This is a genomic window from Rathayibacter sp. VKM Ac-2929, from assembly GCF_022815495.1.
Classification (GTDB): domain Bacteria; phylum Actinomycetota; class Actinomycetes; order Actinomycetales; family Microbacteriaceae; genus Rathayibacter; species Rathayibacter festucae.
Window position 1 is genome coordinate 574934 of sequence record NZ_JALGRV010000002.1, and the last position, 14789, is coordinate 589722.

The following is a 14789-nucleotide window of genomic DNA, read 5'->3' on the forward strand; positions in this document are numbered from 1 at the left end:
CGCGCTCAGCGGCTCGCCCACACCGCCTGGTCGCGTCCGTCGTACTCGACGAGGTTGCCGTCGTCCTGCATGACGAGGCGGAACGGGGCGACCGCGCCGGCGCGGGGCGTGACTGTCCAGGTGCCGATGCCGTCGCCGCGGACGACGGCCATGAAGCCGTCCTCGTACAGGTTGAACGAGCTGCCCGCGCCGGACGTGCCCGTCGACCAGATCGGGCCGGAGCGGCCGTAGACCACGAAGTTGCCGTCGCCCTGCATCACGGCGCGGTAGACGCCGCTGGCCGAGCGGAGCAGGCTGCCGGCGGCGAGCCCGTTCTCGGCGTAGAGGCTCGAGCCGGGCAGCTGCGCCTGGCTGGTCCAGAGCACGTTGTCCGCCTGGTCGACGATGATCAGCGAGCCGGCGTTGTTGATGCCGAGGCGCAGGTCGCTGCCGCGGGTGCCGGAGGACCACTGGACGGAGTTGTCGGGACCGTAGATCACGGCGTTGCCGTCGGTCTGCAGGACCAGGCGGTTGCCGGCGCCGCGGGTGCCGGTGTTCCAGACGACGCCCTGCGGGCCGTAGCCGACGAAGTTGCCGTCGGTCTGCATCACGGCGCGGAAGCGGCCGTCGGCCGAGGTGAGCTGGCGTCCGCCGCGGAGGGTCTGGCCGGTGAAGAGGGTGTCGGTCGCCGGCTCGGCGATCCTCCCGTTCACGCTGCTCGCCCAGGCGGGGGAGCCGTTCTCGCGCGAGACGACGAGATTGCCGTCCTCCTGGATGATCAGGTAGGCGCCGGGCTCGTCGTTGGTGCCGGTGCTCCAGACGGGGCGGTTCTCCGCGGAGTAGATCACGACGTTGCCGTCGGTCTGCATCGCGAGGTGATCGCCCCGGCCGGTGGTGCCGGTCGCGAAGACGACGCGGCCGTCGGGCGCGTAGGTGACGGCGTTTCCGTCGGTCTGCATCACGAACTCGTAGGCGGGGCCGGGGTTGTCGGAGACGATGCTCTCGCCGCGGGCGAGCTCCTCGCCGCCCTCCAGCGCGTTGTAGTAGGCGCCGGCGGCGCGGGACTGCTGATCGGCGTTCGTCTGCAGCGCAGGCGCCGAGTCGGAGGAGGAGGAGAGCGTCTGCTGCACCGCCTCCTCGGCGAGCGCGGGCGTCGCGGTGAAGAGGAGGGCTCCGGTCGCGACGAGCGCGACGAGCCCGGAGCCGACGAATCGGGAGGGCCCGGTGGAGCGGGAGTCTCCGGTGGAGCGGGAGGAAGAGGGAGGCGTCATCGCAGATCTTTCTCGAGAGGTCGGCATCGCCGAGCGGATCCTCGAATGCTCGCACGCGCCGGCGACATCGGGCGTGCGCTCAGGACGCCGTGTCCCGGTGGCGCGTGCGTCGGCGCCGCCGAAGCGCTCGCTCGCCGGTGGCCCGGACCTCGGGCCTTCACGACGGCGGCCCGGTCCGTGCGGGAGGCGCACGACCGGGCCGTCGGTGCAGGGCGGACCGCCTCGGCGGAGCCCGCTGGTCGATGCCGTCAGCGGCTGGACCAGACGACGTGGCCCTGTCCGTCGTACTCGACGAGCTTCCCGTCGTTCCCCAGCACGAAGTGGAACGGCCCGGTCGCGCCGGAGGCGGAGCGGTTCGCCCAGACCACGGTGTCACTCCAGTCGTAGATCGACGCGACGCCGTTCTCGGCGACGTACAGCCCATTGGCGATGCCGTGAGTCCCGGTCTGCCAGTTGAGACCCGTCGGGCCGTGGACGACGAGGTTCCCGTCGGACTGCATCACCGCCAGGTACAGACCGTCGTCCGAGCGCAGCACGTCACCGGTCGAGAGGTGGTTCGGGGCGTACAGGACCGACCCCGGCAGCTGGGACTGGCTGTCCCAGCCCAGGTCGCCCTCGTCATCGACGATCGTGAGCACTCCGCTGTCGTCGAGCTCGACGGCGAGGTTCTCGACGTTGGAGTCGGTCGACCACGCGGCGGTGCCGGACGACCACTCGACCGAGCCGTCGGTGCCGAGGACGACGGCGTCGCCGTCGTCCTGCATGACGAAGCGGTTGCCGGCGCCGCGGGTGCCGGTGTGCCAGATCATTCCGTCGGGTCCGTCGCCGACGAGATCGCCGTCGGTCTGCATGACCGCGTGGAAGAGCCCGTTCTTCGACGTGAGCTGGTCACCCGGTGCGAGGGTGCCGCCGGTGGGGAGGGTGTCGTGCGGCGGTGCGGCCGTCGTCCCGGCACCGTCCGACCGGGCGGGAGTGCCGTTCTGCGAAGCTGCTGCGCCGACGGCGCTCTGAGCGAGGGCGGGTGTCGTGCCGAGGAGCAGGGCTCCCGCCGCGACGAGCGCGACGAGGACGGAGGCGAGGGAGCGTGGATGTGATGTGGACGTCATGGCAGTTCCTTCTCGAGAGATGGGCACCGCCGTCGACGAGGCGGCATCGCCGAACGGTCTTCCTCCCACCGAAGCACTGCCGTCGGACTTCCACGAGGTCTGGCGCGGGGCGCGGGGTCGCTGTCGCGTCGTCCCGCTTGTGCGCTCGCGGAGACACTGCGCAGCTCCGGACCGCCGCGGGAGCACGCCGACGGCCCGACATATGCAGCGGGTGCATGTGCCGGGCCGTCGGGAGGCGTCATCGCGCCCGCGGGCGCTTCGACGTCGGCGCCGTCAGCGGCTGGACCAGACGGCCCGACCCTGTCCGTCGTACTCGACGAGGTTGCCGTCGCTCTGCATCACGAGGCGGAACGGGCCGACCGCACCGGAGGCCGGGCGGGACGTCCACGTCACTGCGCCGCTCGCGGTCTCGATCGTCGCGACGCCGTTCTCGGAGAGGACGAGCGTGCTGTCGATGCCGGCGGTGTGGCTCTGCCAGATCGCGCCCTTCGGGCCGTAGACGACGAAGTTCCCGTCGACTTGCATCACCGATCGGTGGGCGCCGTCGCCCGAGCGCAGCAGGTTCCCGACCTCGAGGACGTTCGGAGCGTACGCCACCGACCCTGGCAGGGCGACCTGGCTGTCCCATTCGACCGCTCCGCCGGGATCGACGATCCTCAGTACTCCGCTGTCGTCGAGCGTGACGGCGAAACCTTCACCGCTGGTACCGGACGCCCACCTGACCGAGCCGTCGGCGCCGTAGACGACCGCGTTTCCGTCGTCCTGGATGACGAAGCGGCTGCCGATGCCGCGGGTGCCGGTGCTCCAGATCGCTCCGGAGGGCCCGTAGCCGACGAGGTTGCCGTCGCGCTGCATGACGGCACGGAACAGCCCGTTCTCGGAGGTGAGCTGGTGCCCGTACGAGAGGGTCTGACCGGTGTCGAGGGTGTCGTGCGGCGGCTCGGCGATCTTCCCTGCGCTGGCGGACCAGGCCGGGGTGCCGTCCTGGCGGTAGAGGACGAGGTCGCCGTTCTCGCCGAGCACGAGGTGCGCGCCCGGCTCGCCATCGGTTCCGGAGCTCCAGATCGGGCGCTCGTCAGCGGCCCTGACCACCAGGTTCCCGTCCCTCTGGAGAAAGAGGTAGTTCTCCTGGAGTGTCGGCCCGATGTAGGTGGTGTTGAAGGTCTGGGTACTGAACAGAACCTTCCCGTCGCCTGTGCGGAGGACCGCGTTGCCATCGAGCTGCATGCTGAAGACGTAGCTTCCGGGGAGATCGGACTGGAGGCGACTGTCATCCCCCGGCCGATCGGAGTTCAAAGTGCCACCGCTGAGCAGGGCGTTGTAGTAGGGGTTCAGGGAACGTGGATCGGGCCAAGGCCTGAGTGCCGGTGTCGTAGGGCTCCACTGCGACGACGAGGCGGAGTCGGACGAGGCGTCCACGGCGAGGGCGGGCGTTCCGCCCAGAAGCAGGGCCCCGGCTGCGACGAGTGCGACGAGCCCGGAGGCTCGGCGTCGTGGGTGGGTGACGGATGTTATGGCAGTTCCTTCTCGAGAGATCGGCACCGCCGCTGACGAGGCGGCGTCGCCGAGCGGTCTTCCTCTCCACCGAAGCACTCGCGCTCGACCCCGACACCACTTGGCGTTCGATATGGGCTCTCTGTCGCGTGGTCCCGTTCCCGGCCCTTCCGAACGGCATCGGAAGTCGTAGCGCAAGCTCCTCACGCGCTTCTCCGAGGGAACGACGACGGCCCGGCTCGTGCAGGGCGTGCACGTGCCGGGCCGTCGGGAGCAGGGGTCACGGCAGCCGCCAGTGCCTCGGACGGGAGGTGGTCAGCGGCTGGACCAGACGGCCCGGCCCTGCCCGTCGTACTCGACGAGGTTGCCGTCGCTCTGCATCACGAGGCGGAACGGGCCGGTGCCGCCGGAGGGCTTCGCCGTCCAGGTGACGGAGCCGTCGGCGGTCACGACCTGCAGAGCGCCGTCCTTCGTGAACTCGAGGGAGCTGCCCGCGCCGGAGGTGGCGGTCTGCCAGACGGCTCCCTGAGGGCCGTAGACGACCACGTTGCCGTCCGCCTGCATGACGACGCGGTACTGGAGGCTCTCGGACCGGAGGATCTCGTCGGTCTTCAGGGTGTTGGGCGCGTACATGCTCGGGCCGGGCAGCTCGGACTGGCTCGACCACACGACGGCATCGGCCTCGTTGTCCATGCTCAGCACACCGTTGTCACCGAGAGTCACCGTGTCGACGTCGCCGGAACCTTCGGGAAGACTGATCCACTTGACCTGCTCATCGGCGTCGATGATCGTTGCGAAGCCCTCGTCCACGACGAACGTGTTGTCCGAGCCGCGGGTGCCGGTGCTCCACAGGGCTCCGTCCGGGCCGTAGCCGACGAAGTTGCCGTCGCGCTGCATCACCGCGCGGAAGAGGCCGTTCTTCGAGGTGAGCTGGTGGCCCCGGTGGAGTTCGTCACCGTCGGAGAGGCTGCTGAACGGCGGCTCGGGGATCGTCCGGTTCACGCTGCTCGCCCAGGCCGGGGTGTCGTCCTCGCGGTACAGGACGAGGTTGCCGTCCCCCTGGATGACGAGGTGCGAGTCCGGTTCGTTGTCGGTCCCGGTGTTCCAGAGCGGGCGGTCCTGGTCGGAGTAGATCACCACGTTGCCGTCGTCCTGCAGGACGAGGCGACTGCCGCGCCCCGTGGTGCCCGTGTTGAAGAGGGCATGACCGACGGCGTCGTAGACGACGGCGTTCCCGTCGTCCTGCATCCGGAAGGTGTGACCGCCGGTGGCACTGTCGGAGGCGAGGAAGTCGCCCGGGAGTAGCTCGTCACCGGCATCGAGAGTGTCATCGGCGGACTCGTGAGGATCGATCGGGGGGTCGGTGACCACCGGGGAGGCTTTCGCGGACACGGCGCTGTGCGCGGTCTCGGCGAGGGCAGGTGTTCCGGTGAGGAGCAGGGCTCCGGTCGCGACGAGCGCGACGAGCCCTGAGGCGCGGGGGCGTGGAGAGGTGTGAGGTGTCATCGCAGTTCCTTCTCGAGAGATGAACCGTCGAGACGAGAGCGGCGCCGGACGGACTGCTTCGAGGCTGACACGCAGGGATCGTCGTAGCCTCCGCCGGACGCGCAGTGAACGGCCCGTGGCGCGTCGCTCGCGCTGAGCGCGGATCCGCTCCTCCGCGGCGTCCCGAGAGTCAGGGGAGGGGACGGCGGAGAGCGTCGAGTCGCTTGCGCCAGGCGTCGAGCCGGCCCGGTACTGCGGCGAGCGCCGGTCCGTCGACCCAGCCCGTGGCCAGGCGCAGGCCGTGCAGGGCGTTCGCCGTCCAGACCTCGTGGCCGTCGAGGTCGGCGGGCTCTGCCGGGGCCTCGATGACGTCGACGCCCAGTGCTCCTGCGAGTACCGAGACCGTGCGGGCCGTGACGCTCAGGACCCGGCGGCTGCTCGCGGGCGGGACGACCAGCGCGTCGCCGAGCCACCACAGCACGGCGCTCGATGCGCCGTCGATGACCGCGCCGTCGGCTCCGAGGATCACGGCCTCGTCCGCGCCCGCGGCGCGAGCGCGCGAGCGCGCGAGCGCAGGAGCGCGGGTCGAGCGATGTCGGGTCCCTTGCGCTCCGGGGTGCGCCGCGGATCCACGGGACTGGTCCACAGGACGACGGTGCGGCCGCGCGGCGGGGCGGGGCGGAGGCGCAGGCGCAGTCCCTCCGCGGTCAGCACGACCCGTCGGGGCGGTCAGCGGCTGAACCAGACGGCTCGGCCCTGTCCGTCGTACTCGACGAGGTTGCCGTCGCTCTGCATGACCAGGCGGAACGGGGCGGCTCCGCCGGCGGCCGGCCTCGCCGACCAGGTCACGGCGCCGTTGCCGGCGACGACCTGGGCGGTGCCGTCCTTCGAGAACTCGAACGAGCTGTCGACGCCGGAGGTGGCCGTCTGCCAGATCGCTCCGGTGGGGCCGTAGACGACGACGTTGCCGTCACGCTGCATCACAGCACGGTATCTCCCGTCGTCGGAGCGCAGGTGGTCGTCGATCTCGAGCGTGTTCGGGGCGTACATGCTCGAGCCGGGAAGCCCGGACTGACTCGTCCAGAGGATCGCGTCGTCCTGATCGAGGACGGTCAGCACGCCGCTGTCGTCGAGGGTGACGCGGTGGACCCCGCCCCCGTTTCAGCCACCCACTTCCGTGTCCCGTCTTTGCGCTCGACTGTGACGCTGTCCGGCCTCACGGCTAGCCAGTTGTCGATTCCACGAGTCCCCGTGTTCCAGACGACACCCCCGGGGCAGTAGCCGACGAGGTTGCCGTCGCGCTGCATCACGGCCCGGAAGAGACCGTTCGGTGAGGTGAGCTGATGGCCACCGCCGAGCACGTCGAGCTGGAGAAGGGTGCTGAACGGAGGCTCGGCGATCCGGCCGTTGACACTGCTCGCCCAGGCGGGCGAGGTCTCCGGGCTCACGCTGAAGTAGAGGTAAGCGCGGTAGAGGACGAGGTTGCCGTCTCCCTGGATGACGAGGTGCGAGGGCGGGTCTTCGTCCGTTCCCGTGCTCCAGAGCGGGCGGCCGTCGACGGAATAGATCACGACGTTGCCGTCCTCCTGCAGGACGAGGTGATTACCGCGCCCCGTGGTGCCGGTGCTGAAGACGGCATGGCCGGCGGCGTCATAGGTCACGGCGTTGCCGTCGTCCTGCATTCGGAAGGTGTAGCCGCCTCCCGACGGGCTCGAGGCGATGGACTGGCCGGCAAGGAGCTGCTGGCCGGGTTTCAGTGCGTCGGAGGACGACGCGCGGGCGGCGGCGGCGGAGACGCTCGAGGGCGCGGCACTGAGACCGCCCTGAGCGAGGGCGGATGTCGCGCTGAACAGCGGGGCACCGGTCGCGACGAGCGCGACGAGTCCAGAGGCGAGCGAGCGTGGGGAGGTGTGAGGTGTCATGACTGGTCCTTCTCGAGAGGGTGAACCGTCGGTGCGAAGGCGGCGTCGCCGAGCGGTCTTCCCTTCCACCAAACCACTCACGCTCGAGCCGCTCAGTCTTCGGCGTGCAGTGCGGCCTCGTTGTCGCGTGCCGGACAGAGCCCGCCACGCGTGTCCGACCTCCCTCGGTACGTCTGCGCGGTGACGACCACGGCCCGGCTCGTGCAGGGCGTGCACGTGCCGGGCCGTCGGGAGCAGGGGTCAGGGCATCCGCCAGTGCCTCGGACGGGAGGCGGTCAGCGGCTGGACCAGATCGCGTGGTGGTGGGCGTCGTACTCGACGAGGTTGCCGTCGCTCTGCATGACGAGGCGGAACGGGGCGGTGCCGCCCGCGGGCGTCGCCGTCCAGGTGACAGCGCCGTTGCCGGCCACGACCTGCGCCGTCCCGTCCTTCGAGAACTCGAACGAGCTCTCGACGCCGGAGGTGCCGGTCTGCCAGACCGCCCCCGTCGGGCCGTACACGACGAAGTTGCCGTCACCCTGCATCACGGCGCGGTAGCGGCCGTCGTCGGAGCGGAGGAGGTCGTCGACCTCGAGGGTGTTGGGGGCGTACAGCTGAGCGCCGGGCAGCCCGGACTGGCTCGACCACAGGACGGCGCCGTCCTCATCGAGAGCGGTCAGGACACCCCTGTCGTCGAGCGTGAGGGAGGTGGCCTCACCCCCGGTGTCGGCCGCCCACCTGATCCCCCCGTCCGCGCCGATGATCACGGCGTAACCGTCGTCGGAGACGAGGAGCTGGTTGTCCGTGCCGACGGTGCCGGTGTTCCAGACGACGCCGTCCGGGCCGTAGCCGACGAGGTTGCCGTCGCGCTGCATGACCGCACGGAAGAGTCCGTTCGGCGAGGTGAGCTGGTGCCCTCGGGAGAGCGCGTCGTCCACGTAGAGGGTGCTGAACGGCGGCTGGGGGATCCTGCGGTTCACGCTGCTCGCCCAGGCCGGCGAGCCGTCTTCCCGGTAGACGACGAGATTGCCGTCCGCCTGGATGATCAGAGACGCGTCCGTCTCGTTGTCCGTCCCGGTGCTCCAGAGCGCTCGGCCGTCGGCGGAGTAGATGACGACGTTGCCGTCCTCCTGCATCACGAGGCGGTTGCCGCGCCCCGAGGTGACGGTGCTGAAGAGGGCGTGGCCGACTCCGTCGTAGACCACGGCGTTGCCGTCGTCCTGCATCCGGAAGGTGTAGCCGCCTCCCGACGGGCTCGAGGCGATGGACTGGCCGGCGAGGAGCTGCTGGCCGGGATTCAGTGCGTCGGGGGCCGACGCGCGGGCGGTGGAGACGCTCGAGGACGCGGTGCTGAGACCGCCCTGAGCGAGGGCCGGTGTCGCGCTGAAGAGCAGGGCCCCGGTCGCGACCAGCGCGACGAGTCCTGAGGCGAGCGGGCGTGGGGAGGTGTGTGGTGTCATGGCAGTTCCTTCTCGAGAGATGGGCGCCGTCGGGGTGAGGGCGGCATCACGAGCGGACTGCCTCGATCCTGACGCGAGCGGGTGCGCACGACGATCGATCGGCGCGCGGTGACCGGTCCTTGGCACGCCGTCCGTCCCGCCGCTTCGTGCGAGTCAGGGGAGGGGACGGCGGAGGGCGTCCAGGCGCCGGCGCCAGGCGTCGAGCCGGCCCGGAACCGCGGCGAGCGCCGGTCCGTCGACCCAGCCCGTGGCCAGTCGCAGGCCGTGCAGCGCGTTCGCCGTCCACACCTCGCGGCCGTCGAGGTCCATCGGTTCAGCCGGGGCCTCGATCACATCGACTCCCAGTGCGCGCGCGAGCACGGAGACCGTGCGGGCCGTCACGCTCCGGACCCGGCGGCTGCTCGCGGGCGGGACGACCAGCGCGTCGCCGAGCCACCAGAGCACAGCGCTCGAGGCACCGTCGATCACGGCGCCGTCGGCACCGAGGATCACGGCCTCGTCCGCGCCGGCGGCGAGAGCACGGGAGCGCAGGAGTGCCAGCCGTGCGATGTCGGGTCCCTTGCGCTCCGGGGTGCGGCGCGGATCCACGGGGCTGGTCCAGAGGACGACGGTGCGGCCCCGCGGCGGGGCAGGGCGCAGCCGGAGGCGCAGACCCTCGGCGGTGAGCTCGACGCGGGGGAAGGAGTCGCCGGTGCGGGGGAGCGCCGCGATCGCGGCGTCGAGGAACGCCTCGGCGTCGTCGGGGTCTCCGCCGACGGGTCGCCCGGCGTCGCTGAGCGCGCCCAGGAACCGCTCCCGGTGCAGCTCGAGACCGCGGACGCGGCCCGCCGACACCAGCCAGGAGTCGGCCGCGAGGAGGGCGCCGGCCGGAGCGTCGACCGCGGGACCGAGCTCGTGCCCCTCCCAGACCCGCACCAGCTCGCCGTCCATGACGGCCTACGCTAGCCCAGTGGCCGCGCTCCCCGAGGTTCCTGCCGCCCGGCGGCAGCTGACCTGGGTCGATCCCGAGCGAGCATACCTCGACTTGTTCGCCTCGGCGGACGCCTCCTTCTGGCTCGACTCCGGCCGCGACGCTGTCGAGGGCCTCTCCTTCCTCGGATCCTCGGACGACGTGCTGACGGTCGGGCCCGGCGCGGACGTGTCGACGGCGCTCGCCGCCGTCGCGGCGGAGCGCACCGGCGATCGGGCGCTCGGCCGGTACGGCTGGATCGCCTACGAGGCGGGTGCGCCGTTCGTCGCCCTTCCGCCTGCACCCGTCGGTGGGGACGCTCCGCCCGCGCTCGCGCTGATCCGGGGCGATCCGGTGCTCGAGTTCGACCACGCCCGGCGGACCCTGCACCTCGTTTCCTCCCCGGAGCGGGAGCCGGAGGCGCGGCGGCTGGAGCGAGCCCTGACGGCGCTCGCCGAGACCCCGGCCGACGCCGGCGAGCCGCGCGACGCGGAGCCGTCCGGGCCCGCCGAGTGGCGGCACGGTCCCGAGCGGTACCGAGCGTTGATCGCCCACTGCCAGGCCGCGATCCGCGCGGGTGACGCCTACCAGCTCTGCCTCACCAACGAGGTGGTGGTCGAGGGCGCGTTCGACCCGCTGGAGGCGTACCGGCGCCTCCGCCGCTCGAGCCCGAGCCACCACGGCGGACTGATCCGGGTCGGCGGGCTCGCCCTCGTCAGTGCCTCGCCCGAGCGCTTCCTCGACGTCACGGCCGACGGCCGCGTCGCCACGCATCCGATCAAGGGCACCCGGACCCGCAGCGCCGACCCCGTCGTCGACGCGGAGCTGCGGGCCGAGCTGCTCGCGAGCGTCAAGGAGCGCGCCGAGAACGTGATGATCGTCGACCTCGTGCGGAACGACCTGGCCCGCATCGCCGCTCCCGCCTCGGTGCAGGTGGACCGCCTCCTCGAGATCGAGACCTATCCGCACGTGCACCAGCTGGTGAGCGAGGTGTCGGCGCAGCTCGCGCCCGGCGTCGGACCGGCCGAGCTGCTCGCCGCGACCTTCCCCGCCGGATCGATGACGGGAGCGCCGAAGCGCCGCGCGATCGAGCTCCTGCGCGAGTGGGAGGCCGGGCCGCGCGGTCTCTACGCCGGCGCGTTCGGCCGCCTCGGCGGCGACGGGTCGCTCGATCTCGCGATGACCATCCGCACCCTCGTGCTCGACGGCGCCCGCGCCAGGATCGGCACCGGCGGGGGCATCACCGCTCTCTCCGTCGCGGACGAGGAGGTGGAGGAGACCCGCCTCAAGGCCCGTGCGCTGCTGGCCGCGCTCGGAGTCGACCTGCACGTCACGGCGGAGTCGTCGCCCGGTCGCTAGAGGCCAGTAGGGTTGTTGGTCGGACGCAGGCGCCCTCCGAGCGCGCGCCCACCCCCACCCTCACAGAAGTAGGACACACCTGTGGCAGAAGAGACCTCCCAGCAGACCGGCCCGACCGACGAGGAGCGTTACGACTTCCGCGCGCTCCAGGAGAAGTGGCTCCCGATCTGGGAGGAGACCCGGCCGTTCGCGACCGGCGACTCCACCGACAAGCGCCCGCGCAAGTACGTGCTGGACATGTTCCCGTACCCCTCCGGCGACCTGCACATGGGCCACGCGGAGGCGTACGCGCTGGGCGACGTCATCGCGCGCTACTGGCGCCAGCAGGGCTTCAACGTGCTGCACCCGATCGGCTGGGACAGCTTCGGCCTGCCCGCCGAGAACGCGGCGATCAAGCGCGGCCTCAACCCGGTCACCTGGACCTACGACAACATCGAGCAGCAGAAGCGCTCGATGAAGCGCTACGCCGCGTCCTTCGACTGGGACCGCGTGCTGCACACCTCCGACCCCGAGTACTACAAGTGGAACCAGTGGCTGTTCCTCAAGATGTACGAGAAGGGCCTCGCGTACCGCAAGGACAGCTGGGTGAACTGGGACCCGGTGGACCAGACCGTCCTCGCGAACGAGCAGGTCCTCGCCGACGGCACCTCGGAGCGCTCCGGCGCCGTCGTCGTGAAGAAGAAGCTCACCCAGTGGTACTTCAAGATCACCGACTACGCCGACCGCCTGCTCGACGACCTCAACCAGCTCGAGGGCTCCTGGCCGTCGAAGGTCATCGCCATGCAGCGCAACTGGATCGGCCGCTCGATCGGCGCCGACGTCGAGTTCGAGATCGAGGGCCGCGAGGAGCGGATCACGGTCTTCACGACGCGCCCCGACACCCTCTTCGGCGCGACCTTCATGGTGGTCGCGCCCGACTCCGACCTGGCCGCCGAACTGGTCGAGGGCGCCGAGCCCGAGCTGCAGACCGCCTTCCGGAGCTACCTGGAGAAGGTGCAGAAGTCGAGCGAGATCGAGCGCCTCACCGTCGACCGCCCGAAGACCGGCGTGTTCCTCGGCCGCTACGCGATCAACCCCGTCAATGGCGAGCGCCTGCCGATCTGGTCGGCCGACTACGTGCTGTCCGACTACGGGCACGGCGCGGTGATGGCCGTCCCCGCGCACGACCAGCGCGACCTGGACTTCGCCCGCGCCTTCGACCTGCCCGTGCGGGTCGTCGTCGACACGACCGCCTCGGTCACCGGCGCGATCCCGGTCATCCCGAAGGACCCGGAGGAGCTCGCCGCGCTCGAGAAGGAGTACTCGCTCGACCCGGCCACCACCGGCGAGGCGCTGACCGGCGACGGCCGCCTGATCAATTCCGGACCCCTCGACGGACTGTCGAAGCGCACCGCCATCGAGCGCGTGATCAAGCTGCTCGAGGAGCGCGGCCGCGGCCGCTCGGCGAAGAACTACCGCCTGCGCGACTGGCTGATCTCGCGCCAGCGCTACTGGGGCACGCCGATCCCGATCATCCACGGCGAGAACGGCGAGCTGATCCCGGTCCCCGAGGACCAGCTGCCTGTGCGCCTGCCCTCGACCGACGGCCTGGACCTGCAGCCGAAGGGCTCCTCGCCTCTCGGTGCCGCGGAGGACTGGGTGAACGTCGCCAATCCGAACGACGGCAGCCCCGCGCGCCGCGACCCGGACACGATGGACACCTTCGTCGACTCCTCGTGGTACTTCCTCCGCTTCCTCTCGCCGAAGGACGACACCCAGGCGTTCGACCCGAAGCTCGCCGAGAAGTGGGCGCCCGTCGACCAGTACGTCGGCGGCGTCACCCACGCGATCCTGCACCTGCTCTACGCGCGCTTCATCACCAAGGTGCTCTTCGACCTGGGCTACGTCTCCTTCACCGAGCCGTTCACCGCGCTGCTCAACCAGGGCATGGTGCAGATGGACGGTGCCGCGATGTCGAAGTCGAAGGGCAACATCGTCCGCCTCTCCGACCAGCTCGACGAGTTCGGTGTCGACGCCGTGCGCCTGACGATGGCGTTCGCCGGCCCGCCCGAAGACGACATCGACTGGGCCGACGTCTCGCCGTCGGGCAGCGCGAAGTTCCTCGCCCGCGCCTGGCGCCTGGCGAAGGACGTCACGACCAAGCCCGATGTGGAATGGAAGAACGGCGACGCGGCGCTGCGCCGGCAGACGCACCGCTTCCTCGCCGAGTCGCCCTCGCTGATCGAGGCGTTCAAGTTCAACGTCGTCGTCGCGCGCCTGATGGAGCTGGTCAACGCGACCCGCAAGGTCATCGACTCCGGTGCCGGCGCGGGCGACCCCGCCGTCCGCGAGGCGACCGAGGTCGTCGCGATGGCGCTCAACCTGTTCGCGCCGTACACCGCCGAGGACATGTGGAACCGTCTCGGCTACGAGGGCTCGGTCGCGCACGCGCTCTGGCGCAAGGCCGACCCGACGCTCCTGGTCGAGGAGAAGGTCACCGCGATCCTCCAGGTCGACGGCAAGGTCCGCGACCGCATCGAGGTCTCGCCGAAGATCTCCTCGGACGAGCTCGAGCAGAAGGCGCGCGCGGCCAGCGGTGTCGCGCGGGCGCTGCAGGGCCGCGAGGTGGTCACGGCCGTCGTCCGCGCACCGCGCCTGGTGAACCTGGTGACGAAGCCGGCCTAGGTCCTCCCGAGCACCGGCTCACCTCGAAGGGGCTCCTCCACTGCGGAGGGGCCTCTTCGGCGTTCCCGCCTGTGACGCGCTGTCAGGCGGGCGGCACGGCGCCGTTGCGGATGTGCTGGTAGACGACCGAGGTGCGGACGTCGGCGACCTCGCGGCGCTCGGTGAGGCGGTCGATGACGACGGCGTAGAGGTCGTCGTTGTCGCGGACGGCGACGTGGATGATGAAGTCCTCGTTGCCGGCGGTGACGAAGACGCCGAGGGTCTGCTCGAGGCCGCTGACCCAGTCGCGGAACGATTCGATCACCTCGCGGGACGGCGGCCGGATGCGCACGGCGATCAGCGCCTGGACGCCGCGGCCGATCGCGGCGAGGTCGACGTCGAGAGTCGTGCCGCGGATGACGCCGCGGGTGCGCAGGCGCCGCATGCGGTCGAGCGAGGTGGTGGGGGAGACGCCGATCGCGGTGGCGACGTCGCGGTTGGACATCCGCGCATCCGACTGGAGGAGGCGGAGGATGGCGATGTCGATTGCGTCGAGGACCACTCCAACGCGGTTCTGCTGGTCGTTCATACGTACATCCTGCGGCTCACGCGCGCATCCGCCTATCGTGGGCGCGGCCGGTCGGGAGGATCGACCAGAGAGGGACGACGATGAGCACTGCACCTGTCGGCTACGCCGAGGACGAGATCGACACCGCGGCGCCGACGCGATCGGCACGGCTGAAGTGGGTGGTCGTGGTCGACGAGGCGCTGCCGGTCGGGCGCGCGGTGAACGCCGCCGTCTGTGTCGCGGCCGCGACCGGCGCGCAGGTGCCCGGACTGCTCGGTCCTGCGGCGCAGGACGCCTCGGGCTCTGAGCACCCGGGGCTGCCGTGGGCGGGCTGCACCGTGCTCGCGGCCGACGCGGCGACGCTGCGGACGATCCGGGCGAAGGCGGAGGCGCACGAGGAGACGTTCGTCGCCGACATGCCCGCTGCCGCGCAGGACACCCGGGTGTACGACGAGTACCGCGAGGTGCTCGGGGCGACCGGGCCCGAGCTCGTCGAGTACCTGGCGGTCGGTCTGATCGGGCCGAGGAACCGCGTGGACAAGATCGTCGGGCGGCTTCGACTGCTCTGAGCGGT

13 protein-coding genes are annotated in these 14789 nt (G+C 71.2%); 3 read left to right on the forward strand and 10 right to left on the reverse strand.

Annotation, left to right across the window (positions count from 1 at the left end; genetic code table 11):
• Positions 1–5: 5 nt before the first annotated feature.
• The 9 genes from MT355_RS07230 to MT355_RS07270 form a co-directional block, all read right to left on the reverse strand.
• Positions 6–1250, reverse strand: a complete 1245-nt coding sequence (locus MT355_RS07230; RefSeq protein WP_243599031.1) for a hypothetical protein — start codon at positions 1248–1250, stop codon at positions 6–8.
• A gap of 248 nt (positions 1251–1498) precedes the next feature.
• Positions 1499–2356 (reverse strand): hypothetical protein, encoded by an 858-nt coding sequence (locus MT355_RS07235; RefSeq protein ID WP_243599032.1) that lies wholly within the window; start codon positions 2354–2356, stop codon positions 1499–1501.
• Positions 2357–2629: 273 nt separating this feature from the next.
• Positions 2630–3583, reverse strand: coding sequence for a hypothetical protein (locus tag MT355_RS07240; protein WP_243599033.1), 954 nt, complete (start codon positions 3581–3583; stop codon positions 2630–2632).
• A gap of 582 nt (positions 3584–4165) precedes the next feature.
• Complete coding sequence (locus MT355_RS07245; RefSeq protein ID WP_243599034.1) at positions 4166–5356, reverse strand: hypothetical protein; 1191 nt, start codon at positions 5354–5356, stop codon at positions 4166–4168.
• Between the two features lie 169 nt (positions 5357–5525).
• Positions 5526–6179, reverse strand: coding sequence for an aminotransferase class IV (locus tag MT355_RS07250; RefSeq protein ID WP_308197321.1), 654 nt, complete (start codon positions 6177–6179; stop codon positions 5526–5528).
• The gene (locus tag MT355_RS07255; protein ID WP_243599036.1) at positions 6065–6454 is read right to left on the reverse strand and encodes a hypothetical protein; all 390 of its coding nucleotides are present in this window, start codon (positions 6452–6454) and stop codon (positions 6065–6067) included. Before MT355_RS07255 ends, MT355_RS07250 begins: the two co-directional genes overlap by 115 nt.
• Positions 6448–7257, reverse strand: a complete 810-nt coding sequence (locus tag MT355_RS07260; RefSeq protein WP_243599037.1) for a hypothetical protein — start codon at positions 7255–7257, stop codon at positions 6448–6450. The genes MT355_RS07255 and MT355_RS07260 overlap by 7 nt, the downstream gene beginning before the upstream one ends.
• 275 nt (positions 7258–7532) lie before the next feature.
• Positions 7533–8696 (reverse strand): hypothetical protein, encoded by a 1164-nt coding sequence (locus tag MT355_RS07265; RefSeq protein WP_243599038.1) that lies wholly within the window; start codon positions 8694–8696, stop codon positions 7533–7535.
• 153 nt (positions 8697–8849) lie between these two features.
• On the reverse strand, positions 8850–9626 hold the full coding sequence (locus MT355_RS07270; protein WP_243599039.1) for an aminotransferase class IV: 777 nt from the start codon (positions 9624–9626) through the stop codon (positions 8850–8852).
• A 19-nt stretch (positions 9627–9645) separates the two neighbouring features.
• Here MT355_RS07270 and MT355_RS07275 point away from each other — a divergent pair, with 19 nt between their 5' ends.
• Positions 9646–11004, forward strand: coding sequence for an anthranilate synthase component I family protein (locus MT355_RS07275; RefSeq protein WP_243599040.1), 1359 nt, complete (start codon positions 9646–9648; stop codon positions 11002–11004).
• A gap of 81 nt (positions 11005–11085) precedes the next feature.
• The gene (gene leuS / locus MT355_RS07280) at positions 11086–13668 is read left to right on the forward strand and encodes a leucine--tRNA ligase (RefSeq protein WP_243599041.1); all 2583 of its coding nucleotides are present in this window, start codon (positions 11086–11088) and stop codon (positions 13666–13668) included.
• A gap of 82 nt (positions 13669–13750) precedes the next feature.
• Here the strand turns inward: leuS and MT355_RS07285 are convergent, their stop codons facing one another.
• Positions 13751–14236: an Lrp/AsnC family transcriptional regulator gene (locus MT355_RS07285; RefSeq protein WP_243599042.1), complete on the reverse strand. Its 486-nt coding sequence runs from the start codon at positions 14234–14236 to the stop codon at positions 13751–13753.
• An 80-nt stretch (positions 14237–14316) separates the two neighbouring features.
• Here MT355_RS07285 and MT355_RS07290 point away from each other — a divergent pair, with 80 nt between their 5' ends.
• Positions 14317–14784: a DUF2000 domain-containing protein gene (locus tag MT355_RS07290; protein ID WP_243599043.1), complete on the forward strand. Its 468-nt coding sequence runs from the start codon at positions 14317–14319 to the stop codon at positions 14782–14784.
• Positions 14785–14789 lie beyond the last annotated feature (5 nt).

What these genes read in the sequence shown, in the direction of transcription:
- MT355_RS07270 (WP_243599039.1), bottom strand. Translation starts at nt 9,626, where the DNA reads ATGGACGGCGAGCTGGTGCGGGTCTGGGAGGGGCACGAGCTCGGTCCC.
- MT355_RS07245 (WP_243599034.1), bottom strand. Translation starts at nt 5,356, where the DNA reads ATGACACCTCACACCTCTCCACGCCCCCGCGCCTCAGGGCTCGTCGCG.
- MT355_RS07230 (WP_243599031.1), bottom strand. Translation starts at nt 1,250, where the DNA reads ATGACGCCTCCCTCTTCCTCCCGCTCCACCGGAGACTCCCGCTCCACC.
- MT355_RS07290 (WP_243599043.1), top strand. Translation starts at nt 14,317, where the DNA reads ATGAGCACTGCACCTGTCGGCTACGCCGAGGACGAGATCGACACCGCG.
- MT355_RS07260 (WP_243599037.1), bottom strand. Translation starts at nt 7,257, where the DNA reads ATGACACCTCACACCTCCCCACGCTCGCTCGCCTCTGGACTCGTCGCG.
- MT355_RS07240 (WP_243599033.1), bottom strand. Translation starts at nt 3,583, where the DNA reads ATGCAGCTCGATGGCAACGCGGTCCTCCGCACAGGCGACGGGAAGGTT.
- MT355_RS07235 (WP_243599032.1), bottom strand. Translation starts at nt 2,356, where the DNA reads ATGACGTCCACATCACATCCACGCTCCCTCGCCTCCGTCCTCGTCGCG.
- MT355_RS07285 (WP_243599042.1), bottom strand. Translation starts at nt 14,236, where the DNA reads ATGAACGACCAGCAGAACCGCGTTGGAGTGGTCCTCGACGCAATCGAC.
- MT355_RS07265 (WP_243599038.1), bottom strand. Translation starts at nt 8,696, where the DNA reads ATGACACCACACACCTCCCCACGCCCGCTCGCCTCAGGACTCGTCGCG.